At 67.7% G+C, this 26,093-nt stretch carries 27 protein-coding genes; 14 read left to right on the top strand and 13 right to left on the bottom strand.

Annotated elements, in window-relative coordinates:
• Window positions 1–128: 128 nt before the first annotated feature.
• Together IEY68_RS21755 and IEY68_RS21750 are read right to left on the bottom strand one after the other, a co-directional pair.
• Window positions 129–1,283 carry a M20 family metallopeptidase gene (locus tag IEY68_RS21755; RefSeq protein ID WP_373292998.1) on the bottom strand — a complete coding sequence of 385 codons (1,155 nt, stop codon included), beginning with the start codon at window positions 1,281–1,283 and terminating at the stop codon, window positions 129–131.
• Between the two features lie 288 nt (window positions 1,284–1,571).
• Entirely contained in the window at window positions 1,572–2,276 is a 705-nt protein-coding gene (locus IEY68_RS21750; protein WP_062998776.1) for an enoyl-CoA hydratase/isomerase family protein, read from the bottom strand.
• Window positions 2,277–2,390: 114 nt separating this feature from the next.
• On the opposite strand from IEY68_RS21750, the gene IEY68_RS21745 reads away from it, so the two are divergent.
• A complete protein-coding gene (locus IEY68_RS21745) occupies window positions 2,391–3,170 on the top strand; it encodes a purine-nucleoside phosphorylase (protein ID WP_062998844.1) in 780 nt (259 codons plus the stop codon).
• Window positions 3,171–4,670: a phospho-sugar mutase gene (locus tag IEY68_RS21740; protein ID WP_189094430.1), complete on the top strand. Its 1,500-nt coding sequence runs from the start codon at window positions 3,171–3,173 to the stop codon at window positions 4,668–4,670.
• A 6-nt stretch (window positions 4,671–4,676) separates the two neighbouring features.
• On the opposite strand, the gene upp is transcribed toward IEY68_RS21740, so the two are convergent.
• A complete protein-coding gene (gene upp, locus IEY68_RS21735) occupies window positions 4,677–5,300 on the bottom strand; it encodes a uracil phosphoribosyltransferase (RefSeq protein ID WP_062998780.1) in 624 nt (207 codons plus the stop codon).
• Window positions 5,301–5,451: 151 nt separating this feature from the next.
• On the opposite strand from upp, the gene IEY68_RS21730 reads away from it, so the two are divergent.
• The 7 genes from IEY68_RS21730 (at window position 5,452) to IEY68_RS21700 (ending at window position 10,348) form a co-directional block, all read left to right on the top strand.
• On the top strand, window positions 5,452–5,766 hold the full coding sequence (locus IEY68_RS21730) for a type VII secretion target (RefSeq protein WP_062998846.1): 315 nt from the start codon (window positions 5,452–5,454) through the stop codon (window positions 5,764–5,766).
• Window positions 5,767–5,770: 4 nt separating this feature from the next.
• Window positions 5,771–6,865, top strand: coding sequence for a C40 family peptidase (locus IEY68_RS21725; RefSeq protein WP_062998848.1), 1,095 nt, complete (start codon window positions 5,771–5,773; stop codon window positions 6,863–6,865).
• Between the two features lie 67 nt (window positions 6,866–6,932).
• Entirely contained in the window at window positions 6,933–7,283 is a 351-nt protein-coding gene (locus tag IEY68_RS21720; RefSeq protein ID WP_062998782.1) for a hypothetical protein, read from the top strand.
• Window positions 7,284–7,341: 58 nt separating this feature from the next.
• Complete coding sequence (locus tag IEY68_RS21715; RefSeq protein ID WP_062998784.1) at window positions 7,342–7,689, top strand: YbaB/EbfC family nucleoid-associated protein; 348 nt, start codon at window positions 7,342–7,344, stop codon at window positions 7,687–7,689.
• Window positions 7,690–7,827: 138 nt separating this feature from the next.
• Entirely contained in the window at window positions 7,828–9,084 is a 1,257-nt protein-coding gene (locus IEY68_RS21710) for a SatS C-terminal domain-containing protein (protein ID WP_062998786.1), read from the top strand.
• Window positions 9,085–9,371: 287 nt separating this feature from the next.
• Window positions 9,372–9,569, top strand: a complete 198-nt coding sequence (locus IEY68_RS21705; protein WP_062998787.1) for a type II toxin-antitoxin system VapB family antitoxin — start codon at window positions 9,372–9,374, stop codon at window positions 9,567–9,569.
• 95 nt (window positions 9,570–9,664) lie between these two features.
• The gene (locus IEY68_RS21700) at window positions 9,665–10,348 is read left to right on the top strand and encodes a JAB domain-containing protein (protein WP_189094429.1); all 684 of its coding nucleotides are present in this window, start codon (window positions 9,665–9,667) and stop codon (window positions 10,346–10,348) included.
• Window positions 10,349–10,354: 6 nt separating this feature from the next.
• On the opposite strand, the gene IEY68_RS21695 is transcribed toward IEY68_RS21700, so the two are convergent.
• The 8 genes from IEY68_RS21695 to IEY68_RS21660 form a co-directional block, all read right to left on the bottom strand.
• A complete protein-coding gene (locus IEY68_RS21695; protein ID WP_062998852.1) occupies window positions 10,355–11,263 on the bottom strand; it encodes a metal ABC transporter permease in 909 nt (302 codons plus the stop codon).
• 5 nt (window positions 11,264–11,268) lie between these two features.
• Complete coding sequence (locus IEY68_RS21690) at window positions 11,269–12,003, bottom strand: metal ABC transporter ATP-binding protein (RefSeq protein ID WP_062998789.1); 735 nt, start codon at window positions 12,001–12,003, stop codon at window positions 11,269–11,271.
• A complete protein-coding gene (locus IEY68_RS21685; RefSeq protein ID WP_189094428.1) occupies window positions 12,000–12,917 on the bottom strand; it encodes a metal ABC transporter substrate-binding protein in 918 nt (305 codons plus the stop codon). The genes IEY68_RS21690 and IEY68_RS21685 overlap by 4 nt, the downstream gene beginning before the upstream one ends.
• Window positions 12,918–13,056: 139 nt before the next feature.
• Window positions 13,057–13,830: a succinate dehydrogenase iron-sulfur subunit gene (locus IEY68_RS21680; RefSeq protein WP_062998791.1), complete on the bottom strand. Its 774-nt coding sequence runs from the start codon at window positions 13,828–13,830 to the stop codon at window positions 13,057–13,059.
• A complete protein-coding gene (gene sdhA, locus IEY68_RS21675; RefSeq protein WP_189094427.1) occupies window positions 13,830–15,659 on the bottom strand; it encodes a succinate dehydrogenase flavoprotein subunit in 1,830 nt (609 codons plus the stop codon). The genes IEY68_RS21680 and sdhA overlap by 1 nt, the downstream gene beginning before the upstream one ends.
• Before the next feature lie 16 nt (window positions 15,660–15,675).
• Complete coding sequence (locus tag IEY68_RS21670) at window positions 15,676–16,107, bottom strand: succinate dehydrogenase hydrophobic membrane anchor subunit (protein ID WP_062998793.1); 432 nt, start codon at window positions 16,105–16,107, stop codon at window positions 15,676–15,678.
• Between the two features lie 3 nt (window positions 16,108–16,110).
• Window positions 16,111–16,509: a succinate dehydrogenase, cytochrome b556 subunit gene (gene sdhC, locus IEY68_RS21665; protein ID WP_189094426.1), complete on the bottom strand. Its 399-nt coding sequence runs from the start codon at window positions 16,507–16,509 to the stop codon at window positions 16,111–16,113.
• 650 nt (window positions 16,510–17,159) lie between these two features.
• Window positions 17,160–17,420 (bottom strand): GreA/GreB family elongation factor, encoded by a 261-nt coding sequence (locus tag IEY68_RS21660; protein ID WP_062998798.1) that lies wholly within the window; start codon window positions 17,418–17,420, stop codon window positions 17,160–17,162.
• A 179-nt stretch (window positions 17,421–17,599) separates the two neighbouring features.
• On the opposite strand from IEY68_RS21660, the gene IEY68_RS21655 reads away from it, so the two are divergent.
• The 5 genes from IEY68_RS21655 to IEY68_RS21635 all read left to right on the top strand — a co-directional run bounded on the left by IEY68_RS21655 (window position 17,600) and on the right by IEY68_RS21635 (window position 23,346).
• On the top strand, window positions 17,600–17,995 hold the full coding sequence (locus IEY68_RS21655) for a cytidine deaminase (protein ID WP_062998800.1): 396 nt from the start codon (window positions 17,600–17,602) through the stop codon (window positions 17,993–17,995).
• Between the two features lie 250 nt (window positions 17,996–18,245).
• Window positions 18,246–19,247 carry an LLM class flavin-dependent oxidoreductase gene (locus IEY68_RS21650; protein WP_062998802.1) on the top strand — a complete coding sequence of 334 codons (1,002 nt, stop codon included), beginning with the start codon at window positions 18,246–18,248 and terminating at the stop codon, window positions 19,245–19,247.
• Window positions 19,248–19,300: 53 nt separating this feature from the next.
• A complete protein-coding gene (locus IEY68_RS21645; protein ID WP_189094425.1) occupies window positions 19,301–20,719 on the top strand; it encodes a thymidine phosphorylase in 1,419 nt (472 codons plus the stop codon).
• A gap of 73 nt (window positions 20,720–20,792) precedes the next feature.
• Complete coding sequence (locus IEY68_RS21640) at window positions 20,793–21,887, top strand: adenosine deaminase (protein ID WP_062998804.1); 1,095 nt, start codon at window positions 20,793–20,795, stop codon at window positions 21,885–21,887.
• Between the two features lie 160 nt (window positions 21,888–22,047).
• Window positions 22,048–23,346: a D-alanyl-D-alanine carboxypeptidase family protein gene (locus IEY68_RS21635; RefSeq protein WP_062998806.1), complete on the top strand. Its 1,299-nt coding sequence runs from the start codon at window positions 22,048–22,050 to the stop codon at window positions 23,344–23,346.
• 59 nt (window positions 23,347–23,405) lie between these two features.
• Here IEY68_RS21635 and IEY68_RS21630 read toward each other — a convergent pair whose 3' ends face one another.
• Both IEY68_RS21630 and IEY68_RS21625 read right to left on the bottom strand, forming a co-directional pair.
• Window positions 23,406–24,677, bottom strand: a complete 1,272-nt coding sequence (locus IEY68_RS21630; protein WP_189094424.1) for an ATP-grasp domain-containing protein — start codon at window positions 24,675–24,677, stop codon at window positions 23,406–23,408.
• Complete coding sequence (locus tag IEY68_RS21625; RefSeq protein ID WP_062998810.1) at window positions 24,667–25,908, bottom strand: MFS transporter; 1,242 nt, start codon at window positions 25,906–25,908, stop codon at window positions 24,667–24,669. Before IEY68_RS21625 ends, IEY68_RS21630 begins: the two co-directional genes overlap by 11 nt.
• Window positions 25,909–26,093: the final 185 nt, after the last annotated feature.

Raw genomic sequence — 26,093 nt, 5'->3', positions numbered from 1 at the left:
GCACCCACATCGCGGGAGGTGCCGCACCTTGATCAGCCCGGGTAGGCACACGACTCCGCAAGTGCGCTACGGGCCGGCGATCATGTCGCCCGGTGAGCCGCTCCCGCAGCTCACCGGGTGACCCGAGCTCAGATCAGTTCCTGCCCGGCTTGGAGGACGATATTGGTCAGCGTCCGCACCCCCACCGGCAGCGCTCGCTCGTCGATATCGAACGTCGGCTGGTGCAGGTCCAGCTGCGGGCCCTCGCCGGACCAGACACCGAGCCGGGCCATAGCACCCGGCACTTCCTCCAGATACCACGAGAAATCTTCGCCGCCGCCGGACTGGGGGGTGTCGGCGAGGGCGTCGGGGCCGATGGCACGTACCGCGTCGCTGAACATGCGGACCGATTGTTCGTCGTTGACCACCGGTGGCACGCCGCGGCGGTAGTCGAGCTGGTAGCGCACGCCTGTGGGGGCGAGCAGGCCGTCGACGATTTCGCGCACCATCGGTTCGAGCAGCGCCCAGGTGGCGTGGTCGCCGGTGCGGACGGTGCCGGTGAGCATGCCGGTCTGCGGGATCGCGTTGGGTGCTTTACCGGCGCTGACCGCTCCCCACACCATGACCGTGCTGGTGCGCGGGTCGATGCGGCGGGTGAGCAGGCCGGGCAGGCCGGTGATGACCGTGCCGATGGCGTAGACGAGGTCGCTGGTGAGGTGCGGTCGCGAGGTATGCCCGCCGGGTGAGTCCAGGACCAGTTCGACAGTATCGGCGGCGGAGGTGATGGCACCCACCCGGATACCCACGCGTCCGGCTTCCAGACGAGGGTCACAGTGCAGGGCGAACACCCGGTCCACGCCGCTCACGGCACCATTGGCGACCATATCGATGGCACCTCCGGGCATGACCTCCTCGGCGTGCTGGAAGATCAGCCGCACACCTACCGGCAGGTCGAGGTCGGCCAGAGCCAGGGCGGTGCCGAGCAGGATGCTGGTGTGCGCGTCGTGGCCACAGGCATGAGAGACGCCGGGAACCGTGGAGGCGAAGGGCCGGCCGGTGAACTCCTGGAGCGCCAGCGCGTCCATATCGGCGCGTAACGCGATACGCGGCACATTCTCGGGACCGATATCGCAGATCAGGCCGGTACCGGTCGGCAGCACCCGGAACGAGAGCCCGGCCTTCGTCAGCCAGGTGCCGACGAATTCGGTGGTCGCGAACTCGGTGCGGGACAACTCCGGGTTGGCGTGGATGTGCCTGCGCCATTGAACGAGATCGACCGTGTGCTCGGCCAGCCACGCCGTCACCGCGTCCTGTCCGTCTCGCACCGTACGGCCGGTTGTGCTCACCGAATGTCCTCCTGTCGTAGAACGAGCAGCTGTGAACCACTTCCGCACGTGTACGGGGCATCCGTACACGTATCGTCCGCGACCGAGGCCGCGGTACATACCGGCGGTTCCGCTATCCCCCGGGGAACAGCCGTATCCTCCAGTTTCGCACCGCGGCCGGATCCGTGCGCGACGGCATCCGCGCCGCACTCGCGCATCGGGCGGGGCGGACACGTTCCGGCCGCTGCCCGGCGGGCTCGTTCGACGCTAGTTCGAGGCGAATGCCAGGTTATCGGGAGTGGTGGGCACCGCCAGCCCGGACAGGGCCGTGGCGTGCAGAGAACGTTTGATGGCGGGCAGGCTGGGTGTCCGGTTGGCGGCCAGCCCCGCGGCCCGCTCCACCGCGGCGGCGCGTAACACCTCGGCGTCGGCGATATCGTCGACGATCCCCGACGCGAGCGCTTCCGCTGCGCCGAAACGGTGCCCGGTGGTCATCGCGGTGAGCGCCACCTGGTTGGTCAACCGGCTGCTGAGCAGGGCGTTCATCCCGACGGTGAACGGCATCCCCAGATGCACCTCGGGCAGGCACCAGAATCCCCGATCGGCGCGCATCACCCGGAAGTCGTGCGAGGTCGCGAGCATGGCCCCGGCGCCGAACGCGTGGCCGTTGACGGCGGCGACGGTGGGCAGCCCGAAGGCCAGGATCCGGCTGAATACGCTGTGCACGCGGTCGAGGTAGCCGTGCATCCGGTCGAGATTCGCGAACAGCCAGTCGGTGTCGAGCCCGTTGCTGAAGAACTTCCCGGTGGCCGTGGTGACCAGCGCGGCGGGCCCCTCACTGGCGGCCACCGTGTCCAGCAGCGCATGCGTCTCGTCTATCCACTCGTGGCTGAAGCGGTTCTCGCTGTCGGTCTGGCCCTCATTGCCCAGCGACAGCACGAAAACGTTCCCATCACGTTCCAGGTACGGCATCTGTGCAGCGTATCGGCTACGGGCCGGCGAGTGGGCGCCGGTGGGCGCCGGAGCCCCGACCGGCGCAGGCGGTTCGGGCGGGCCGGCGGTGCGCGAGGCCATACACTGACCGCCATGCTTGCCGAAGAGGCCGCCGAGGAGATCGCGGCCCGGTCGTCGGTGGATCGACACCGGGTCGCAGTGGTGCTGGGTTCGGGGTGGCAGGACGCCGTCGCCGAACTCGGGACCCCGAACGCCGAGATCCCGATGCCGGAGTTACCCGGGTTCGCCGCACCGACCGCGCAGGGCCATATCGGGCGGGTGGTCTCGGTATCGGTCGGCGGTACCGACACCCTGGTTCTGATGGGGCGACAGCACCTGTACGAAGGTCATTCCGCCGAGGAGGTTGTGCATCCGTTGCGTACCGCGGTGGCGGCGGGCGCGGAGACGGTGATCCTCACCAATGCGGCCGGCGGTATCCGGCCGGGTCTGCGGGTCGGTGAGGCGGTGCTGGTGCGGGATCACCTGAATCTCACCGGGACGACTCCGCTGACCGGGGCCTCGTTCGTCGATATGGTCGATGCCTGGGATCCGGAGCTGCGCCATCTCGCCCACCGCGTCGACCCCGACCTCACCGAGGGCGTGTACGCCGGACTCACCGGACCGCAGTACGAGACCCCCGCCGAGATCCGCATGCTGGCCACGATCGGCGCCGATCTGGTGGGGATGTCGACGGTGCTCGAGGCCATCGCCGCGCGCGCTCTGGGAGTCAGGTTGCTCGGGATCTCACTGGTGACCAATCTGGCGGCCGGGGTCACCGGGGCGCCGCTCACCCACGCCGAGGTACTGGCCGAGGGGCGCGCGGCCGCGCCGCGTCTGGGCAAACTGCTGCGCGGCCTGCTGGAGCAGCTGTAGATGCTGACCTTCGGCACAGCGGGATTGCGCGGGCCACTGGCTCCCGGGCCGGACGGAATGAACGAGACCACCGTGGCCCGGGCCACGGCCGGGCTCGCGGTCTGGCTGCGGGACCGCTGTCTCGGCGGCGGCCGGGTGGTGGTCGGCCGGGACGCCCGGCACGGGTCGGCGGAGTTCGCCGAAGTCACCGCCGAGGTGCTGGCCGCGGCCGGCTTCGCCGTGGCCCGGCTGCCCGAACCACTGCCGACCCCGGTGACAGCCTTCGCCGTACGCGAATCCGGCGCGGTAGCGGGCGTTCAGATCACCGCGTCCCACAATCCGCCGGGCGATAACGGCTACAAGGTGTTCGTGGACGGCGGCACCCAGCTCGCACCACCCGCCGATACCGAGATCGAACAGCGGATTGCAGCGGTCACCGAACCGATCGACCGGAACCCGGTGGCCACGTCGGGCAGCGAAGTTCTATCGCACTACCTGGCGCGGGTCGCGCAATTGCCGCGCCTCATCGGCGGTGACGGGGAACGAGCCGGGATCCGTATCGCTTTCACACCGATGCACGGGGTCGGTGGCGCCACCGCCGTGCACGCGCTCGAGTCGGCCGGGTTCACCGATATCCACGCGGTGGCCGAACAATTCGCGCCCGACCCCGATTTCCCGACGGTGGCTTTCCCGAATCCCGAGGAACCGGGGGCGGCGGATCTGCTGTTGCGGCTGGCCGAGCGGGTGGATGCCGATCTCGCGATCGCGGTGGATCCCGACGCGGACCGCTGCGCGCTGGGCGTACCCACACCGGACGGCTGGCGGATGCTGCGCGGTGACGAAACCGGGGTGCTACTGGCCGACGATGTGCTGCGCACCGCCGCGCCGGACGCGCTGGTCGCCACCACGATCGTCTCGTCGCGGCTGCTGTCGCGGCTGGCTCCGGCGCGAGGCGCCCGCTACGCCGAAACCCTCACCGGGTTCAAATGGCTGGCCCGCGCGGGCGACGGACTGGTGTACGCGTACGAGGAGGCCATCGGCCACTGCGTGGACCCGGCCACCGTCCGCGACAAAGACGGAATCTCCGCGGCTGTCCTGGCCGCGGATCTGGTGGCGCGCCTGCGCGCCAGCGGTCGCACCCTGTACGACGAACTCGACGATCTGGCGGTCGAATTCGGGGTGCACGCCGGCGATCAGGTCTCGCTACGCCTGCCGGACCAGCGGGCGGCCGCCGAGGTGGTGAACGCGTTGCGTGCCGCACCACCGCGGACACTGGCCGGAACCGCGGTCGAATACACCGATATGTCGGCGTCGCGAGGCCGGATGCGTACCGACGCACTGGTGTTCACCGGTGACGGAGTGCGCATGGTCGTCCGGCCCTCGGGCACCGAACCGAAACTCAAATGCTATCTGGAGGTGGTCCACCGGGTGTCCGGTCCCGCCGGGTTGCGAACCGGCCGCGATACCGCGCGGGAGCAGCTTTCGGAGCTGCGCGCCTACTGCCGCACACTGGCCGGCTGAACGAGTTCAGCGTGGCCCGAACTGCCGGTCCCCGGCGTCTCCGAGCCCGGGCACGATATAGGCGTCGTCGTTGAGCCGGTCGTCGATCACGGCTGTCACCAGCCGGACCGGATAACCCGAACCCGCCAGTGCCGCTATCCCTTCCGGAGCCGCCACCACGCAGACGGCGGTGATGTCGAGCGCGCCGCGGTCGGCCAGCAGACCCAGTGTGTGCAACATGGATCCGCCGGTGGCCAGCATCGGGTCCAGGACCATGACGGGCGTCGCCGAGAGATCGTCGGGCAATGACTGCAGATACGGCACCGGCCGGTGGGTCTCCTCGTTACGGGCGACACCGACGAACCCCACCTGCGAGTCGGGGATCAGATCGGTGGCCGCGCCGACCATGCCGAGTCCGGCCCGCAGCACCGGTACCAGCAGCGGCGGCCGGGCCAGCCGCACACCCAGGGTGGCCGCGACCGGGGTGGTGATGTCGAAATGTTCCACGGGAGCGTCGCGCAGCGCCTCGTAGACCAGGAGTCTGGACAGATCCCGCAGGGCGGCCCGGAAGGCGGGATCGGGTGTGTGTTCGTCGCGGAGCGTGGTGAGCAGTATCGCCACGAGCGGATGATCCAGCGTGTGCGTGCGCATGAGGGAACGATAAAGTCGAAGGGGCGAGCGGGGTGGCCTCGCCGCGAGTTTCCACGGGTTCGGTTTTCGGGGAACCGTGCGGGAAGCCGATGCGTCGAAACCGGTGGATGACATACTCTGCCCGTTAACGAAGTCGATGGGGGAACCTCTGATGGTGAACATCTCAGCCGATGCCCAGGGCATCGCGGCCTACGGCACCACCGCCGGGGTGATGGCCGCCGAACTCGCCGCGGCGGGGACCGGGGCATCGGGTGCGGCGCCCACGATCCTGGGGCCGATCTTCGGGTTGATCGGTGGCGATTTCCTGGCGGCGTACGCGTCCGCGCACGCCGGTCATATGGCGACGATCGGCCAATTGTCCGCGGTTCTGGGCACGATGAGCGGAGCGGCGGGCGTGGCCGCGGTGAGTTACGCCGAGGCCGATACCAGCAACGCGGCCGCCCTGCGCGGTGCCGCCGGGGAGTGACCCGGTGATCGATATCAATACGCTGGCCAAGCCGATTTTCGATCTACTCGCCAGTTTCGGCACCGGCGCGCTGGCCACCGGGGGCCCCGGCGACGCGCTACGCGCCGCGTCCACGGCCATCGATCAGGTCCACTCGCTGGGCCGCAACGGAATCAACCAGATGAACACCGCCTGGGACGGCACCGGCGCGGACGCCGCGACCTCCAAGGCGTTGCGCGTCCAGACGTCTGCCGCGACCATCTCCGATCGCGGCAACGAGATGGCGACGGTGATGGGCCAGGCCGCGGCTCATGTGGAGACCGGCAACAAAGACCTGACCGCCATCGCGCAGTCGTTCGTGAACACCGCCGCCGCGGCGGCACCCGCCCTGGGTACCCCGGCGGGTATATCGCTGCTGGTGGGGTCCGCGATCGACCATCTGGGCCAAGCGTTGGGCGTCGTGGGCCGGGTACAGAACGACTTGCAGACCCAGACCGCATCGATGAACGAACTCACCCCGCCACCGACCACCCCGTCGGCGGCGAGTACCGCGCCGGTGAGTACCCAGGCCGTTTCCACCGTGGCCTCGGGCCTGAGCAATGCGGCCGGAGTGGCCGGCTCGATGATGAGCACCGCCATGTCGTCGAGCCCCAGCGGCTCCACCACCAGCTCCGGGACCCCCAAGAAGACGACCACCGCAGCGGGTGCCACCGCCGAGGGCGAAGGTGTGAAGGTCACCCTGCCGGACGGCAGCGTGGTGGAGGCACCGAACGAGAAGGCTGCCACCGCGGTCAAGTCGGCGCTGGGCACCCTGGGCACACCGTATGTCTGGGGTGGCAACACCCCGGGCTCCGGGCTGGACTGCAGCGGTATGACCAAATACGCCTACGGCGAGGCCGGTGTGGAGATCCCCCGGCTGGCCCACGAGCAGGCCAATGGGGCCACCCCGGTGTCGCCCGGTGACCTCGCTCCGGGCGATCTGGCGGTATGGGACGGCCACGTGGCGATGGTGATCGGCAACGGGCAGTTGATCGAGGCCGGTGATCCGGTGCAGATCAGTTCGGTTCGGACGGAGAACAGCGGGATGGAATTCCTCGGGTTCTACCGGCCCACGGAATGAAACGCACGCAGCAGAGGGCACCCGTTCCGGGGGCGCGGACATCCGATCATGACGAGTGGACAGAATTATGAGTGAGCAGCAGGTTCCCGAGGTGCCGAATGTCACGATGGCGGCGAGCCGCAATCGGGCCGGCACCCTGTCGGTACGCGCCACCGACCAGGGCATGCCGGTGGAGATCAAATTCGAACGAAGTGAATACCGTTACGGCGCACAGGCTCTCGCCGACGAGATCCTGCGCCTGACCCGCCGTTCCACCATCGCCGCCAAGGCCAAGCGCCGGGAAATGCTCGCGGAGAACGGGATGCCCGCCGAGATCCTGGACCGGCTCGGACTGCCCACCCGGCAGCAGGCGGTCGACGAACTGGACCGGATGGACGATGCCGATACCGGCCGGACCAGCTGGATGAGGCCGGTATGAGCACCCGGAGTACGCGGTACCACCACGGCGGATCCCCGCTCGTATCCAGGAGGCATGTATGAGCGCGGAGATGGACGCCCTGGTCGCCGGCGCCACGCGGAAACTCGAGGCGCTCGAAGCGGCGCTGTACGGACTCAAACAGGTCCGTGGCCACTTCAGCACCGAGGACGGCATGATCACCGCCGAGGTCGACAGCGACGGCGCGCTGGTGAATTTGCAGCTGACCGAAGCAGTGACCGCGCTACCGCCCACCGAAGCGGCACAACTCATCATCTCGGCGTGCCGGCAGGCCGCCGAGGATGCGGGCGGCCGCCGCTCGGAGGTTGTTGCCACGCTGAACGAATCGTTCACACCGGCCCCGCAGGCAGTGGTCGAGACGACCGGAACCGGACCCGACGGCACCTGATCGGGCAACAGACCGAACGCATTTCCGTTCGCGTCACGGCCTTGCGCGGCCCGCGGAGGGGCGTCCCGCCGCCTCCGCCGAGGCCGTGCGCGAACCAGGGGTGGGCTCCGCCCAGCCGGACCTATTAGGCTTCCGCGTATGGCTTCTGGAGACATCGTCCCGATCGAGCTCGGTTTGACCGACGGCGATCTTGTCACCCTGTGGGCACCGCGCTGGCGTGACGGTGACGACGAGTGGGAGGCGTTCCTAGGGCATGAGGATGCCCTCTACGGCTTCGAGTCCGTGGCCGAACTAGCGGCCTTCATCCGGACCGACTCCGATAACGACCTGATCGATCATCCGGCGTGGAAGGTGGTCGCGGGCCTGGCGGCGGCCGAGCTCGAGCCCGACGACAACTACTCCTTCGACCTGGTCGGGGTGCCGGAACTGGCCGCGGGTGAACCCGATGTGGACACCGTCGCCGAGTTGGAAGACACCTTGGCCATGGTGCGCAATATCGGCGAAGTCTGCGAACTGGATACTGTCACCAAATTCTTCGGTTCGCACCCGTCGCTGGGGGCGCTGGCCGGCGGCACCCATATGTTCGCGGGTCGAGAAGGCGAGGAGCTGTGGGATCGGATCGGCGCGGCGGTGGCCAAGAGCTGGGACGATGTGCTCGATGCCATCGATTCGGTGGTACGGGTGCCCGAGGTCGACGCTGAGGCCGTCGCCGTGGCCGAGGCCGAATTGCTGGCCGCCGAGGAGAACGTGGTCGACGCCGACGATGCGGCCGATACCGACGACGACAGCGATTTCGAACCCGTCGATCTGGACGAGGACGATGCGGACGACGATGACGACGCGGAACTCACGTTCTGGGAGGAAGTGGGCATCGACCCCGTCAAGATCGTGACGGCCGATACCGAGTACTTCACCCTGCGCTGCTACCTCGACGACGAACCGATTTTCCTCGGCACCGAGAACTCCATCTCGGTGTTCGGCAGTGAACGTGCACTTGCACGGTATCTCGCCGACGACCACGAGCACGATCTGTCCCGGATCAGCACCTACGCCGAAGTGCAGACGGCGGCCATCGACGGGTCGCTGGAGGTCGAGGTCACCGAGGAGAACGTCTACGTGCTTCCCGGCCTGGCCGACGACCTGGCCGAGGGACCGGAAGCGGTGGATACCGAGCAGCTGGACCTGGTGCTGGAGCTGTTCTCCGATGCCGCCGACTACGCCGACGACGATGCGGTGGAGCGGGCCCTGGCCAAGTCGACCCCGCTCGGGTGGTACGTGTCCTACCTGCTCAACCCCGATCCGACCCGGATGGCGCCCAACCCGCCCTTCGACGCCGAATCTCGCGCCTGGCGCGAACTCGAACGCAATTTCGAGTCCCGGCTCACTCCGCTCTGACCCGATGACCGGGGCCGACCGCGGCGGCGGTACCGGCGCAGGGCCGGGCACCGCGCTGTCAGGCGTACCTCGGCCTTCGCTCCTGCCGCGCGGTCTGTCGATGGGCTCTGCCCAGCCGTGCCCGATTAGGTCTCGATGTGGACACACGGCGTGACATTCGGTCGATAAACCGGCGGCAACTGGGCAAACTGACGGGCCAGCGGCGTTCGTTTGCGTAGCCATCGCCCGGCTTGCCGGGGTGTCGGCGCCACGCCGTAGCACCAGGGCGGATGTACGAAGGAGGACGCATGCCGACAGTGCGGATCGAGCTGGATCAGGACCTGCTGGTGGCTGCCGGGGCCATCATGGGCACGGCGACGAGCAAGGCGACCATTCACGAGGCTTTGCGCCGGATCGTGGTGCACGAGCGCCAGCTACGGCATTTCGAACGGCTGGCCGCGTCGGCACTCGACCGTTCCCCTCAGCCCGCGGCGGTCGACGGCTGATCCCGCCCCCGCAGCTCGCCGACCTGACCGAAGCCGCCGAAAATTGTCGGTCCCCGCTGGCATGATCCGGACGTACGGAGTCTGGAGGGGGATTCATGCCGGTACCGATCACCGATCTGCCCGTGGCGCAGCGACCGCGCGAACGTCTGAGCTCGCTCGGCCCGCAGGCGTTGAACGACGGCGAATTGCTCGCATTGCTGCTCGGCCAGGGCCGCCGCGGCGAGAACGCTGTCGAACTCGCGTTCGCGCTGCTCACCGCGTTCGGCGGAGTCGGCGGGCTGGCCTCGGCTCGCCCGGAGGAACTGCTGCGCCAGCCCGGGGTGGGGGTGGCCAAGGCCGCGGCGATCGCCGCCGCGTTCCAGCTCGCCGCCCGGGCCCGCGCCGGTACACAGGCTCCGGTTCCACTGCTGCGGGCCGGCGATGTGGCCCGGGAAGCCGCACCGCTGTTCGCGGGCGCCCGGGTGGAGCGGCTACTGGTGCTGATCTGCGATGCGCGCAATCGGCCGCGGCAGCGGGTCTTCGTCGCCGAGGGTGCCATCGACGAGGTGGCCGTACCGGTCCGCGAAATCCTGAACACGGTCCTGCGTCACGACGGCCGGGCCTTCGCGCTGGCGCACAATCACCCTTCCGGCGATCCGACCCCCAGCCCGGACGACCGCCGTGCCAGCACCTTGCTGGCCGTGGCGGCGCGGACGGTGGGTCTGCGCTTCCTGGACCATGTGGTGCTCGCGGGCGAGAACTGGCGGCGAGCCGCCCCGTTCGAGGATGCCTTCCCGTGAAGCCGCTCAGGAGCCCGATTCGACAGCAACTTCGGTGGGAGTCTCCGCGGACGCGCCGCGGGCCCGGCGACGCCCGGCGGCCAACCTGGAACCGATCAGCCCCTGCCGCGGCGCGAACAGGTACACGACGGTGAACGCCGCGCCCTGGGCCAGCACGATGGTGGCGCCGGGCGCGGTATCCGCGTAGTAGCTCACGTACAGGCCGGTGACAGCGCAGATCGCCGACAGCGCGGGGGCGATCACCAGCATCCGCCCGAACCGATCGGTGAGCAGGTAGGCCGTCGCGCCGGGGGTGATCAGCATCGCGACCACGAGGATCACGCCCACCGCCTGCAGCGCCACCACCGAGGTCAGCGCGAGCAGGCCGAGCAGGGTCGCACCCAGGACCCGCGGGCTCAGCCCGAGCGCATACGCGTGGGTGGGGTCGAAGGCGTACAACGTGAAATCACGGCGTTTGAGCACGAGCGCGGCGAAGACCAGAGCGGCCAGCCCGGCGATCTGGACCAGCTCCTCCTGGCTCACACCCAGCAGGTTGCCGAAGATGATGTGGTTGAGATCGGTATTGCTCGGGGTCACTGAGATGAGCACCAGACCGAACGCGAACAGGGTGGTGAACACGATGCCGATGGCGGCGTCCTCCTTCACCCGGCTGGTATCGCGGACCAATCCGATCAACCCGACCGCGAGGAACCCGAAGATCACCGCACCCACGGCGAACGGGACCCCCGCGATATAGGCGAGCACCACTCCCGGCAATACCGCGTGCGATACGGCGTCCCCCATCAGGGACCAGCCCACCAGTACCAGCCAGCAGGACAGCAGACCACAGACGATCGCCGCGACGACGCTGGCGGTGAGCGCGCGCACCATGAACGCGTAACGCATCGGTTCGAGGAGGAATTCGAGCAGGTCCATCACACTCACCGCTGTCCGATGACATCGAGGCCGAAGGCGAGAGCGAGGTTCTCCGGCCGCAGGGCCTCCTCGGGGGCGCCGTGTACGAGTACGCGTCGCATCAACAACACGGCTTCGTCGGCCAATCCGGGCAGGGCGTGCAGATCATGTGTGGAGATCAGCACGGTCGCCCCGTCTGCGGTGAGTTCCTTCAGCAGGCCGGTAATCGTCGCCTCGGACCGCTTGTCCACTCCGGCGAACGGTTCGTCGAGCAGCAGGATCCGCGCGCCTTGCGCGATACCCCGGGCGACGAACGCGCGTTTGCGCTGACCACCGGAGAGCCGCCCGATCTGGCGGTCGGCGAGATCGGTCAGTTCCACTCGCGCCAGCGCCTCGTCCACCGCGGCCCGATCGGCCCGGCTCGCGCGCCGGGTGAACCCCATCCGCCCGTACCGGCCGGTGGTCACCACATCGCGCACCGACAGCGGGAACGACCAGTCCACGGCCTCGTTCTGCGGTACATAACCGAGCAGACCGGCCCGCCGGGCCGCCACCGGTTTGGCACCGCCGATCCGGACGGTGCCGCGATCCGGGGTGATCATCCCCATCAGGGTTTTGAACAGGGTCGATTTACCGGACCCGTTCATCCCGATGAGCGCGCACACGCGGCCGGCGTCCACGGTCAGCCGGACCTGGTCCAGTGCCTGGACTTCGCCGTAGTAGACGGTGACGCCGTCGACGTCGATCGCGGGGACTGTCATGACCTGCTCCCGGTGAGTGCTGCGGCTATGGTCTCGGCGTCGTGCCGGATCAAGTCCAGATAGGTCGGCACCGGGCCGTCGGCGGCCGACAGCGAGTCCACGTAGAGCACCCCGCCGAACCGTGCCCCGGTGGCCTCGACCACCCGGCGCATCGGGGCGTCGGAGACGGTGGATTCGCAGAACACCGCCGGGACCTCGTGGTCACGGACATATTCGATCACCCGGGTGATCTGCTGTGGGGTGGCCTGCTGTTCGGCGTTGACCGGCCAGATGTAGTACTCCGAGAGCCCGGCGTCGCGGGCCAGGTAGGAGAAGGCGCCTTCGCAGGTGACCAGCGCGCGTTGGCGTCGCGGCAGCGTGGCGAGGTCGGCGACGAGCTCGTCGTGGACCTGCTGCAACTGCTGTTTGTAGGTGTCACCGTTGGCCCGGAAGATCGCCGCGTGTTCGGGGACGAGCCGGGAGAAGGCGGTGACGATGTTGTCCACGTAGGTCCGCACGTTCAGCGGCGACATCCAGGCGTGCGGATTGGGTCTTCCGGCGTAGGCGTCGGAGGTGATCGGCACCGAGGCGACTCCCTCGCTCACGGTGACGTGCTCGGCATCGAGATCGGCCACGAACTGCCCGAACCAGGCCTCCAGGTTCATTCCGTTGTCCAGGATGAGGTCGGCCTTGGCGGCGCGTTTGATATCGCCCGGCGTGGGTTCGTAGCCGTGGATCTCGGCACCGGGTTTGGTGAGCGACTGGACTTCGACGTACCCGCCCGCGACATTCGAGGCGATATCGGCCAGCACGGTGAAGGTGGTGGCGACGACCGGCTCACCGGTGCGCGGCAGGTGGAACGTATCGCACGCGGTGAGCACGACGGTGAGGCCGCAGGCCGCGAGCACAGCGGCGATCCGGGGAAACACCTGCATTCCGAACCACCGCCTTCCATTCGAAATGGTAAGTTCGGGTACCCGAATTATCAAGTTCGTGTGACTGAATACAAATGACCGGCAAAGCAGAACCGCTCCCGTGCTGGGCACGGGAGCGGTTCTGTCGGCAGGCGCGGGCTCAGCGCGCGAACAGCAGAGCCCGTTTCACCTCCTGGATGGCCTTGGTGACCTCGATACCGCGCGGGCAGGCATCCGTGCAGTTGAAGGTGGTGCGGCAGCGCCACACACCGTCGACCTCGTTGAGGATGTCCAGGCGCTCCCGGGCGGCCTCGTCACGGCTGTCGAAGATGAAGCGGTGCGCGTTCACGATCGCGGCCGGGCCGAAGTAGCTGCCGTCGGTCCAGTACACCGGGCAGGAGGTGGTGCAGCAGGCGCACAGGATGCACTTGGTGGTGTCGTCGAACCGGGCCCGGTCGGCCTGGCTCTGGATCCGCTCGTAGGTCGGCTCGTTACCGGAGGTGATGAGATACGGCTTCACCGCCCGGAACGCGTCGAAGAACGGCTCCATGTCCACGACCAGATCCTTCTCGACCGGCAGGCCGCGAATGGGCTCGACACTGATGGTGACCGGCTTACCGTTCTTCGGCAGCATGTCCTTCATCAGAACCTTGCAGGCCAGCCGGTTGACCCCGTTGATCCGCATCGCGTCGGACCCGCACACGCCGTGCGCGCAGGAGCGCCGGAAGGTGAGAGTGCCGTCCAGATAGGACTTGATGTAGATGAGGAGGTTCAGGAATCGGTCCGTCGACAGCGCGGGCACCTGGAACGACTCCCAGCGCTGGCCCTGACCGTCCTCCGGGTTGAACCGTGCCACCTTGACGGTGACCATGGTCGACCCCTCGGGGACCGGCGCCGGGTTCGCGGCCGTCGGATTCTCGGCTACAGCGGTCATCAGTACTTACGCTCCATCGGCTCGTAACGGGTCTGCACCACCGGCTTGAAGTCGAGCCGGATATCGGAGAGAAGATCCGCGCCCTCCTTGTAGGCCATCGTGTGCCGCATGAAGTTCACGTCGTCGCGGTCCGGGTAGTCCTCGCGCGCGTGCCCGCCACGCGACTCCTTGCGGTTGAGCGCCCCGACCACCGTGACTTCGGCCAGCTCCAGCAGGAAGCCGAGCTCGACGGCCTCGAGCAGATCGCTGTTGTAGCGTTTGCCCTTGTCCTGCACCGTGATCCGGGCGTAGCGCTCCTTGAGCGCGTGAATATCGGTGAGAGCCTGCTTGAGGGTGTCCTCGGTGCGGAACACCGAGGCGTTGTTGTCCATCGACCGCTGCAGTTCGGTGCGGATATCGGCGACCCGCTCGTTGCCGTGGTCGGACAGGATCAGCGTCAGCCAGTCCTGCACCATCTGCGCCGGCTGCTCCGGCATCTCGACGAATTCGGCGCGGTGTGCGTATTCCGCGGCGGCGATACCCGCGCGGCGGCCGAACACATTGATATCGAGCAGCGAGTTGGTGCCGAGGCGGTTCGCGCCGTGCACCGAGACGCAGGCGCATTCGCCGGCGGCGTACAGGCCGGGCACGATATCGGTGTTGTTCTTGAGCACCTCACCCTCGATCCGGGTGGGGATACCGCCCATCACGTAGTGGCAGGTGGGGAATACCGGCACCAGTTCCTTCACCGGGTCCACACCGAGGTAGGTGCGGGCGAACTCGGTGATATCGGGCAGTTTCTCCTCGAGCACATCCTCGCCGAGGTGGGTCACGTCGATGTAGACGTAATCCTTGTTCGGTCCGGCGCCGCGGCCCTCGAGCACCTCGAGCACCATCGAGCGGGCGACGATATCGCGCGGCGCGAGGTCCTTGATGGTGGGCGCGTAGCGCTCCATGAAACGCTCGCCGTCGGCGTTGCGCAGGATGCCGCCCTCACCACGAACCGCTTCGGAGATCAGGATCCCCAGACCCGCCAGACCTGTCGGATGGAACTGGTGGAATTCCATATCCTCGAGCGGCAGCCCCTTGCGGAACACGATCGCCATACCGTCACCGGTGAGCGTGTGCGCGTTGGAGGTGGTCTTGTACATCCGGCCCGAACCGCCGGTGGCGAAGACGATCGACTTCGCGTGGAAGACGTGCAGCTCACCGGTGGACAGCTCGTAGGCGACCACGCCGGTGGCGACCTGGCCGCGATCGGTATCGGTCAGTACCAGGTCCAGCACGTAGAATTCGTTGTAGAACTCGACGTCGTGTTTGACGCAGTTCTGGTACAGCGTCTGCAAGATCATGTGACCCGTGCGGTCGGCGGCGTAGCAGGCACGCCGGACCGGGGCCTTGCCGTGGTCACGGGTGTGCCCGCCGAACCGGCGCTGGTCGATCTTGCCCTCGGGCGTGCGGTTGAACGGCAGACCCATCTTCTCCAGGTCCAGCACCGCGTCGATCGCCTCTTTGGCCATGATCTCCGCCGCGTCCTGGTCGACCAGGTAGTCACCACCCTTGACGGTGTCGAAGGTGTGCCACTCCCAGTTGTCCTCTTCGACGTTGGCCAGTGCCGCGCACATACCGCCCTGCGCCGCGCCGGTGTGGCTGCGGGTGGGGTACAGCTTGGTCAGCACCGCGGTACGCGCCCGCGGGCCGGCCTCGATGGCCGCACGCATACCCGCGCCGCCGGCGCCGACGATCACGACGTCGTAGCGGTGCTCCTGAACAGGTCGGGATTCAACGGATCCGCTGGTTCGTTCGCTGCTCTCACCTGCGGCGTCGGTTCGTTCGCTGCGCTCACTCATGCGAGGTGGCCCGTTCCTAACTGATATTGGGGTCGAAGGTGAAGATGACGTAGGTGCCCACGCCCATGATCAGGATCATCGACAGCACCAGCAGCGTGTTCAGCCAGAACCGGGTCGAATCCTTGCGCGAGTAGTCGGCGATCACGGTGCGCACACCGTTGCCGCCGTGCAGCTGCGCCAGCCACAGCATGGCCAGATCCCAGATCTGCCAGAACGGGCTGGACCACCGGCCGGCGACGAAGGCGAAGTTCAGCCGTTTAACGCCGCCGTCGAGCAGCAGCATGATCGTCATATGGCCGAAGACCAGCACGATGAGCGCGAGGCCGGAGAAGCGCATGAACAGCCACGCGTACTTCTCGAAGTTCCCGCTGGCGTGCGAACGCGGGGAGCGGGGCAGATCCAGGCTCGCCGGACGGTCGTGGGACTTACCGAGAACAGGTGCGGACATGGCTCAGTGCTCCGTCAACAGTAGGTAGAACATGCGGCCGATCGAGGGCACCAGGAGCACGACCACCAGCCCGATGATGCCCCAGAGCATCTGCTTCTGATAGCGGGGACCGTTGGACCAGAAGTCCACCAGGATCACTCGCACTCCGTTGAGCGCGTGGAACAGCACACAGAAGACCAGGCCCATCTCCATGAGCGCGACGATCGGGGTCTTGTAGATCGCGATCGCGTCGTCGTACATCTCCGGACTGACCCGTACGAGCGCGGTGTCCAGGACGTGCACGAAAAGGAAGAAGAAAACCGTGACACCGGTGATCCGGTGCAGGGCCCAGGACCACATTCCGGGGTCGCCTCGGTACAGCGTTTTGCGCTTCGGCTGAGCCGGAGCTTCTATCGTGGCCATAGAGTTTCGGTGCCTCCAACATCGTTGATGGACCCGGTCGCAGACCCGGCACCGGTGTGGCGGGCCGGGATTTCGGTGGCGTACCAACCCACGGCCGACAGGGGCCGACTCCGGGGCCGCTGTCGATGGGCTCGCCGCCGCCGAACCTGAACCGATCTGTTCTGGACTCTAATCCTCCGACAATCGGGGAACTAATTCGGCGTGCGGCGCGTTGCGCCCAGATCACGCAGGTTAGGTTTACCTTTGTCAGGCGGTGGAGGGGTTCCGCGGCGGGTTCGTCGCGCCCTTCATCACCTACTTCCAGAACCCTGGCGCGGCACCGTATTGTTCCGCAAATCCCTGGTGTGCAGCGCATTTCACATCGTCACGCAGGCGAGCGATCCCGGCGTGCGATTTACGACGCGCACGCGAGCTCACAATGTCGATGTCGCCATTGCGCGCGGCGGCAATGTGCAAAATGTCTCAGTTCACGAGGACAAGTTACTCGAGAGTAGCCGATAGATCGCCTCCGCGCGAAAGGCTTTTCGGCAATATCGGCGGAATTGCGAGCAGGACACCGGCCCGGAGGTGCTGCGAGGTCCGTGCCGAGCGAGAAATTCGGGTCCACCGGCCGTTGTACGGGAGCCGGGCCGCCGGTGGACCCCCGCGGATCAGTCGCCTTCGTGAATCGACTCGACCCGCAGCCGCACGGCTTCGTAGTTGAAAACGGTATCGACGATATCGCCGGGCACCCGCCCGAGCAGGGCCTGGCTGGCCAGTGCGCTCTGCGGGTACTTGCCGATGGTGGGATCGGCCTCGTGATCGGGCACGATCCGGTACTCCAACCGCACCTCGACCTTGCCGTAGGCGTCGAGCTTGGACAACAGCAGTTTCGAATACACCATGACGATGAGGAACCTGGGAAGCGTCATTCGCACCTTCCTGGTGACGGGCCCCGGACCGGGCGGCCGGGCACATTACATATCTCCGAGCGATACGACGTGTTTCACATCCGGTCGGAGCGGATCGTGCGCGCAACCGCGCAGCGGACACGGTGATACGGCAGGCTGGGTCGGGACCCGATGGGTCGCCCACGGACGCGGGAGCAGCAATGGATATCGATTGGAATCTTCTCCGCACCAGCGCGCATATCGCGATGCGACGCGCCTACGCCCCCTACTCCGGGTTTCCGGTGGGGGCGGCCGGCTGGGACGGCAGCGCGGTCTCGGTCGGCTGCAATGTCGAGAACGTCTCCTACGGGCTGGGGCTGTGCGCGGAATGCGTGCTGGTCGGCAACAACAGAGCCGCGGGCGGCGGGCGACTGATCGCGGTCTCGGTCTGCGACTCCCGGGGGGAGGTCCTGCTGCCCTGCGGCCGCTGCCGCCAGGTGCTCTACGAATTCGGCGGAAAGGAACTGCTGGTCGACCACCGGGACGGGCCGGTCCAGCTGGGACGGCTACTGGCCGACGCCTTCGGCCCCGGCGACCTGGCCGCCGGCCGGAGCTGAGACCGCGCTTCCGGATCGAATACCTGCCGCCGAACTCCGGCTACCTGGCTACCTGGCCGCTGGCCGGAGCCGACACCGCGCTTCCGGATCGAATACCTGCCGCCGAACTCCGGCCCGACGGCAGGCGGGTCCGTCGGAGGCACGCGGTGAGGTCGCGCCGCGGCGGAATCGGCAGCAGGAAAGTGCACCGGTCGACACCCAGCCCTGGAAGCTGTGGAATCCTCGCGCTATCGCACGGGTTGGTCCCGGTATGACAGTTCCCCGCTCCGTCCTCGACCTGGCCGCCGTCGCCGCCGATGGATCGCATCGGCAGGCGCTCGCCGACACCCTCACCGTCGCCCGCGAGGCCGAGCGGCTGGGGTTCCGCAGGTTCTGGGTGGCCGAGCACCACGGGATGCCGGGAATCGCCAGCTCGGCGCCGCCGGTGCTGATCGCCGCGGTGGCCGCGGCGACCGAACGGATCCGGGTGGGTTCCGGCGGAGTGATGCTGCCCAATCACTCCTCGCTGGTGGTCGCCGAACAGTTCGGCACCCTGGTCGCGCTCTACGGCGACCGCATCGACCTGGGGCTGGGCCGCGCCGCCGGTACCGATCCGCTCATCTCGGCGACCATTCGGCGCGGTGCCGCGGCCGAGGCCGTGGAGGACTTCCCGAAACAGGTGGTGGAACTGCTGGCCTACTTCGGGACGATTCCGCCGTTGCGCGGCGGGCAGGGCGACCGTATCCAGGCGGTGCCCGGCCACGGCGACTCCCCCGAGATGTGGCTGCTCGGTTCGAGTGATTTCAGTGCCCGGCTGGCCGCCATGATGGGGTTGCCGTTCGCCTTCGCCCATCATTTCGCCGGTGGGCGCAACACCCCGCTGGTCTTCGACCTGTATCGCAGCGAGTTCCGGCCCTCCGAGGTGCTCAGCGAACCGCATTCGATGCTGGCCGTGGCGACCGTGGTCGCCGATTCCGCGGCGGAGGCCCGCCTGCGAACCCTTCCGCAGAGCCTGGTCCAGCTGCGGATGCGTACCGGGCAACTACCCCAGCGGATCCCGACGCTGGCCGAAGCGCAGGAGTACGCGTGGTCGGACGCGGAGAACGCGTTCGTCGACGACCGCAATGCCGACCAGGCGATCGGCACTCGCGATCAGGTCCTCGACCGGCTCGAGACACTGGCGAAGGACACCGGCGCGGACGAGATCATCGTCACCCCGACCGGCCCCACGGTGCAGCACCGCCTCGAAACGCTGCGCGCCCTCCAGGAGTAGCGCCGCCCCGCCGAACCCCGGCACCGCAACACCGACGCTGCCAGACTGAGGGCGTGACGGCACACGACGCGGTATCGATCATCGGCGCCAAACGCGACGGCGGCGAACTGTCCGACGCGCAGATCGATTGGGCCATAGCCGCTTTCACCCGGGGCGAAATGGCCGACGAGCAGATGGCCGCTCTGGCCATGGCGATCGTGCTGCGCGGGATGAATCGCCGTGAGACCGCGCGCTGGACCGAGGCCATGCTCCGATCGGGCCGCCGCCTGGATTTCACCGATCTCCCCCGGCCGACGGTGGACAAACACTCCACCGGCGGCGTGGGTGACAAGATCACCCTGCCGCTGGCTCCCCTGGTGGCGGCGTGCGGCGCCGCGGTGCCGCAGCTGTCCGGACGCGGATTGGGCTATACCGGCGGCACCCTGGACAAACTGGAATCGATCCCCGGCTGGCGGGCCGATATCGGGCCGGACCGGATGCGCGAGATCCTCACCGACCCGGCCGCCGGCTGCGTGGTCTGCGCGGCCGGTGCCGACCTGGCTCCCGCCGACAAACGTCTCTACGCGCTGCGCGACACCACCGGCACCGTCGAGTCCATCCCACTGATCGCCGCTTCGATCATGAGCAAGAAGATCGCCGAGGGCACCGCCGCTCTGGTACTCGATGTGAAGGTCGGCTCGGGCGCGTTCATGCGCACCCGGGAGGAGGCATACGCGCTGGCCACCGCCATGGTCGAACTCGGCGCCGATGCCGGTGTCGAGACCGTGGCCCTGCTCACCGCGATGGACACTCCGCTGGGCCGCACCGCGGGCAACGCACTCGAAGTCGCCGAAGCCGTGGAGGTGCTCGCGGGCGGCGGACCGGCCGACGTCGTGGAGCTCACCGTGACCCTGGCGCGCGAAATGGTGGCACTGGCGGGTCTGGACGCCGACCCGGCCGAAGCGCTGGCCGACGGCCGCGCCATGGACCACTGGCGGGCGATGATCCGCGCCCAGGGCGGTGACCCCGCCGCACCGCTGCCCGCCGCCGCCCATACCGAAACCCTGTCCGCCCCGTCCTCCGGCATCCTGACCCGCCTCGACGCGCGCGGCGTCGGCATCGCGGCCTGGCGGCTGGGCGCCGGGCGCGCCCGGCAGGGCGATCCCGTCCAAGCCGGCGCGGGGATCCGGCTGCACGCCGGACCGGGCGATCGGGTCACCGCCGGGCAACCCCTGCTCACCCTGCACACCGACACCCCCGAAGCGTTTCCCCGCGCGTTCGAGGCACTGGCCGAAACGATCACCGTCGACGCGGAATCCACCGGCGGCCCCACCCGCGGACCACTGGTCCTCGACCGGATCGGCCCCGATCGGCACCGCGACCACCGCTGGAACCCGCACCGGCATTCCGGGCACCCACCCGCCCGCTCGGGTCTCGGTACCGCGCACCCGCATCCGCATCCGGCCGCTGACCACGGGGGTAATTCCGGGTGAGCGGTAGCCGAAGAGGCGGAACGTTTCGGGGCATCCGGCTGACCGGCGCGACATTCGGCGATACCGTCGATACATGACCGGACCCTTGCCGCTGGATCTCGTAACGCTGCGCCGGGCGCCGAAGGCTCTGCTGCACGATCACCTCGACGGTGGTCTGCGGCCGGCCACCGTGCTCGAACTGGCCGCGGACTGCGGATACGACCTACCCGCCCAGGACGCCGAATCGCTGGCGCACTGGTTCCGGGACGCGGCCGACAGCGGTTCGCTGGAACGCTACCTGGAGACTTTCACCCATACCGTCGCGGTGATGCAGACCCCCGCGGGATTGCACCGGGTGGCCCGTGAATGCGCCGAAGACCTGGCCGCGGACGGTGTGGTCTACGCCGAGGTGCGGTTCGCGCCCGAACAGCATCTCGAACAGGACCTGACCCTCGACGAGGTGGTCGAACACGTACTGGCCGGGTTCGCCGCGGGCGAGGCGGCCGCCGCCGCGGCCGGGCAGCCCATCGTGGTGCGCTGTCTGCTGACCGCCATGCGGCACGCGGCACGGTCCCGCGAGATCGCGGAACTGGCGATCCGTTTCCGCGACCGGGGCGTCTGCGGTTTCGATATCGCGGGTGCGGAGGCCGGATACCCGCCCACCCGGCATCTGGACGCCTTCGAGTACATGCGGGTCAGCAACGCCCATTTCACGATCCACGCGGGTGAGGCGTTCGGCCTGCCGTCGATCCATGAGGCGCTGGCGTTCTGCGGCTGTGACCGGCTCGGTCACGGGGTCCGCATCGTCGACGATATCGAGGTGCCCGGCGCGATCGAGGATGCCCGGCTCGGCCGGCTGGCGGCTTATGTGCGCGATACCCGCGTACCGCTGGAGTTGTGCCCGTCGTCGAATGTCCAGACCGGCGCGGTGCCCTCGCTGGACAAGCATCCGTTCGACCTGCTGGCACGGCTGCGCTTCCGGGTGACGGTGAACACCGACAATCGGCTGATGAGCGATACCTCCATGAGCCGGGAGATGCTGAAACTGCACCAGACCTTCGGCTACGGCTGGAGTGATCTGGAACGGTTCACCATCAACGCGATGAAGTCGGCGTTCATCCCGTTCCCGGAGCGGCTGCGCATCATCGACGACATCATCAAACCGGGGTACGCGGTACTGCTGGGCTGAACCGGCGCCCACCCGGAATATCGAACGGTACCGATATCACCGGTGGGAGCCCGTGGCGTACATCTCTCGCGCCGGGATTCCAGGCGTACCTCCGCATCCGCTCCGGCCGTGCGCGGCTGTGGGCGGCCACAGCCGGCAGCGCCATCTAGGCTCGGCGTCGATGTACAACAGGCAGCAACACCAGCGCACCGCCCGACTGCTCGGCTCGGTGCTCTCCGCCGCGGTTCTAGCGGCCGGACCGATCACCGTATGCGGGACCGCGGCAGCGCAGCCCGCACCACCCACCACCACTCCGTTCACCACACCGGTTACCGACACCTGCCCGCAGAAGACGCAGCCACCCCCGGCGATCGATGCCTCCGAGGTCCCGGAACCCGGCGAAGCCGCGCCGACGCCGCTGTCGGTCCCCGATTCCCCGATCGGCGGGAAGCGGCTCGGGGAATGCGGGGTGGTCCTGCCCACCGGGGCGCCCGCGCTACCCGCTGATATCTCCGCGACCGCCTGGATGGTGTCGGACCTGGACACCGGCGCGGTGCTGGCCACCAAGGATCCACACGGCCGGTACCGCCCGGCCAGCACCATCAAGGTGCTGTTGTCGATCGTCGCGCTGCGCACCCTGGATCTGGACAAGGTCGTCGTGGGCACTCAGGCCGATGCCGATGTGGAGGGCACCCGGGTCGGTATCGGCCCGGGCGGCCGCTATACCAACCGGCAACTACTGCATGCCCTGGTGATGGCCTCCGGTAACGACGCCGCGCATGCGCTGGCCGCGCAGCTGGGCGGCGACACGGTGGCAGTGGTGAAGATGAACGACCTCGCGAAATCGCTGCACGCCTACGACACCCGCGCGGCCACTCCGTCCGGGCTGGACGGCCCCGGGATGAGCACCTCGGCTTACGATCTGTCGCTGCTGTTCCGTGAGGCCATGTCGATCCCGCTGTTCGCGGAGATGATCAATACCGAGCAGTTCGACTTCCCGGGCTTCCCGCCCGACCCGAAGATTCCCGGCGATCAGGATCATCCCGGGTTCCCGATCGCCAACGACAACGGCCTGCTCTACAACTATCCGGGCGCCCTCGGCGGGAAGACCGGCTACACCGACGACGCCCGCCAGACCTTCGTCGCGGCCGCCGAGCGCGACGGCCGCCGGCTGGCGGTAACCCTGCTGCAGGCCGATGTACTGCCGATCCGCCCGTGGGAGCAGGCCGCCCGCCTGCTCGACTACGGATTCGCACTCGACCGGAACGCACGGGTCGGAGATATACCGGGCGACGACGACGAATCCGTGCTCAGCGCACCGGGGTTGGCGACACCACCACTGAATGCGGTCGCCTATTCGGCGCAGGGACCGGGCCGGGGCGAATTCGACGAGTTGTGGATGTTGCTCATGGTCGGGGGCTTGATCCTGGTGCCCATCCTGCTACTCGGCACCTGGCACGTCCGTACCCGGCACCGCTGACCGGCGGATACCGATCGCCGACCGGCGCCCGGGCCCAGCGGGCCCGGGCGCTCGCCAGCTCATACCGGTGCGAAGAAGTCACCGGCCCGCTTACGGACTTCGGTGCACCGGAAATCCAGTTCGTCGGCACTGTCGGCGACGACGAACACCAGACCGAGCGCCACCGAGTCCATCATGGACTTTGTCGGCGGATAGGTCCGGCCCGGCCCGGCCGCCATCCGGACCTCCAGTACGCCGGGAAGTTCCGCCAGTTCCTCGTCGGCCCCGCCCAGGTACACAGCTTCCCGATCGATACTCAGCAGCACGAGTGCGCCGTGCCGGGAGAGCGCGTAGCCCGTCCCACGCTCGGCGGTGGGCACAGGTATCCCGAAGAGTTCCGCGATGTATTCGCATTCGCGGTGGATCTGCGAGTTACCGGTGAGCAGATGGGTGTGCTGCGGATGGCCGATTCCGTGGGCGCGCGCGCCGAAATCGATCAGCCGGGGCCCCAGCGGGCCGGACATGATCTCCATATGCGCCGGTCCGACCCGCACGCCCAGGGCATCGAGTACCCGGCGCGCGTAGTCGGCCACGTCCCGCACCACCGGATCGTCATGGTCGAGCCACCGGCCTCGCTCGTAGACGAAATCCCCTGATGCCGAGACCCATTTGTCGTACACGCTGACGCAGACGAGTTCGTGTCCCGCCGGAGTGGAAAAGGTGTCCACGGCGTATTCCACACGCGGAGCGGGATACATTTCCTGGATCAGGGCGGCCGAGGCACCGCCGAACAGGCCGGCGCCGTCCGTGATCGCCGATACCGCGTCGGACAGTTCACCGGGGGTCGCCACCAACCGGACACCGACGGAGGCGGCGCCCCGGGCGGGTTTCACCACGAGTTTCCGACCCGCGCGCACTTCCGCGACCGCTTCCGCCGGTACGGCGTCCCCGCCCGGGGGGACGGCCCGAGTGGTGAGCGTCGGGACCCCAGCGGCGGCCAGGGCCTCGAACATGTACTGCTTATCCCATCTTCGCATCGGCAGAATCGTCTCGCCGGCGGGGCAGTCCGGAATATCGGCGCGCAGACGCTCGGCCAATTCGACACCGGGTTCGGAACCGGCGATAACATAGCTCACCGACCGATCCGTGCACATTTTCAACAGCAAATCGTAGGAATTTCCGAAATCAGCGGCGAAATTCAGAGCGCCCGGAGTGGGAGCCGTACGGAATTCCGAGACCAGCGCATGATCGGTATCCAAGAGAATGGTTTCGATCCCGTAACGCTCGAGCACGCGGGGATACAGTTTTCCCGAACTAACGGGATCGACGATCAATACCGAGCTATTCGACACGAATCGAACTCCTGTCCTTGGACATTCCTGCTACTACCGCCACCGCACCCGCGGCGAACGAGATCTGGACGACGAGTGTCCAGTACAGCGCGCTGTCATGCAGCGCACCGAAGGCTCCGATGCCCGGCCCCACCGCGAACCCGAGCGATTGCGCAGCCGAGAGGTACCCCTGATATCTGGGGTTCTCCGAAGGCGTCGAGATATCGGCGATGGAGGCGCTCGCCTGCGGAATGAAAATTGCCTCCCCCAGCGAGAAGAGCAAGAATCCGATAATGCACACGGTCCAACTGGAACCCGCGCCGCAGACAGCGAGCCCGAGCCCGGTGACGAATATCCCCAGCCCCAGCGCGTAATTCCATTTCAGTTTGGCGGTCAGAGTGCTGATCGGCAGCTCGAAGAAGATGATGAATAGAGAATTCACAACCAGCAGCACGCTGTAGAGCTGCCCGCCGTCGGATATTTTCTCCACCGATAGTGGAATACCGCTCATACTCTGCGCGTACACCGCCATCGCTGTTCCGAAGACCACGACCACGGCCCATATGCGCGAGATCCGGGAAGCGTCGTACGGAACCGCCGCACCGATATCGGAGCCGAGTGGCGGCGCGGATATGTTGCGGTCCCGGGTCGCGGCCAGGGCCTCGGCGGCGCGGAGTCTGGCACGTTCGGAGAACAGGAAGGCGGCGGTACCCAGCGATCCGAACGCGGACAGCGAGAAGAGTAAGGGAAAATTGCCCTCCCCCACCGCCGTGACCATGATCGGAGCAACGGTGACCCCGCTGCTGAGGAAGATCCGGTGGAAAGCGACCACCGTGACGGTATTGCCCTCGTAACTCGAACCCGTCACCAGGGCCGCCGCCGGGCCCGAGAACGACTGCGTCACCGCCACGCTCAGTGAGGCCAGCACGATCGCCGGCATCGGGTCCGTCGAAGATATTCCGAGCAGGTAGAGCAGCGGAACATTGAGCAGGGAGCCGGCGATCAGTACATCGGTCGAACCGAATCGGGTGGCGAACCAGCCGCCGACGACCGATCCGAGCACACCGGCGAAACCACCCGCGAACAACGCCAGGCTGAGACCCCAGGCACCCAGCCCCATGGATTTGTAGAAGACCGTGGAGAAGAGCGCCAGAAAACCAACCGACCTGCTCAGAAAGGTGGTGATCGAAACAATCCACACTTCCGCGGGAAACGCCGGTGGTTTCCGTTTGCCGGCTAGTGCGACGGCCAACGGATAACCTGCCTCGAATCTGCCGGGCGCACCACCTCGGGTGCGGGATGCCGGGTCGACGCCTCGGAATCCACCGGGCCCTCCTCTACTCGGCAGCATTCCAAAAGTTCTGCGCCCCGGTGAGTTTCCGAGAATCGAGCTGCCTCGAAACGGACGATAAGACAAGCGCCCTCCCGGAACATCCG

It is taken from the genome of Nocardia jinanensis, from assembly GCF_014645735.1.
In the GTDB taxonomy this organism is placed as follows: domain Bacteria; phylum Actinomycetota; class Actinomycetes; order Mycobacteriales; family Mycobacteriaceae; genus Nocardia; species Nocardia jinanensis.
Note: the sequence above shows the minus strand (reverse complement) of the source record. Positions and strands in the feature narration are given on the sequence as shown.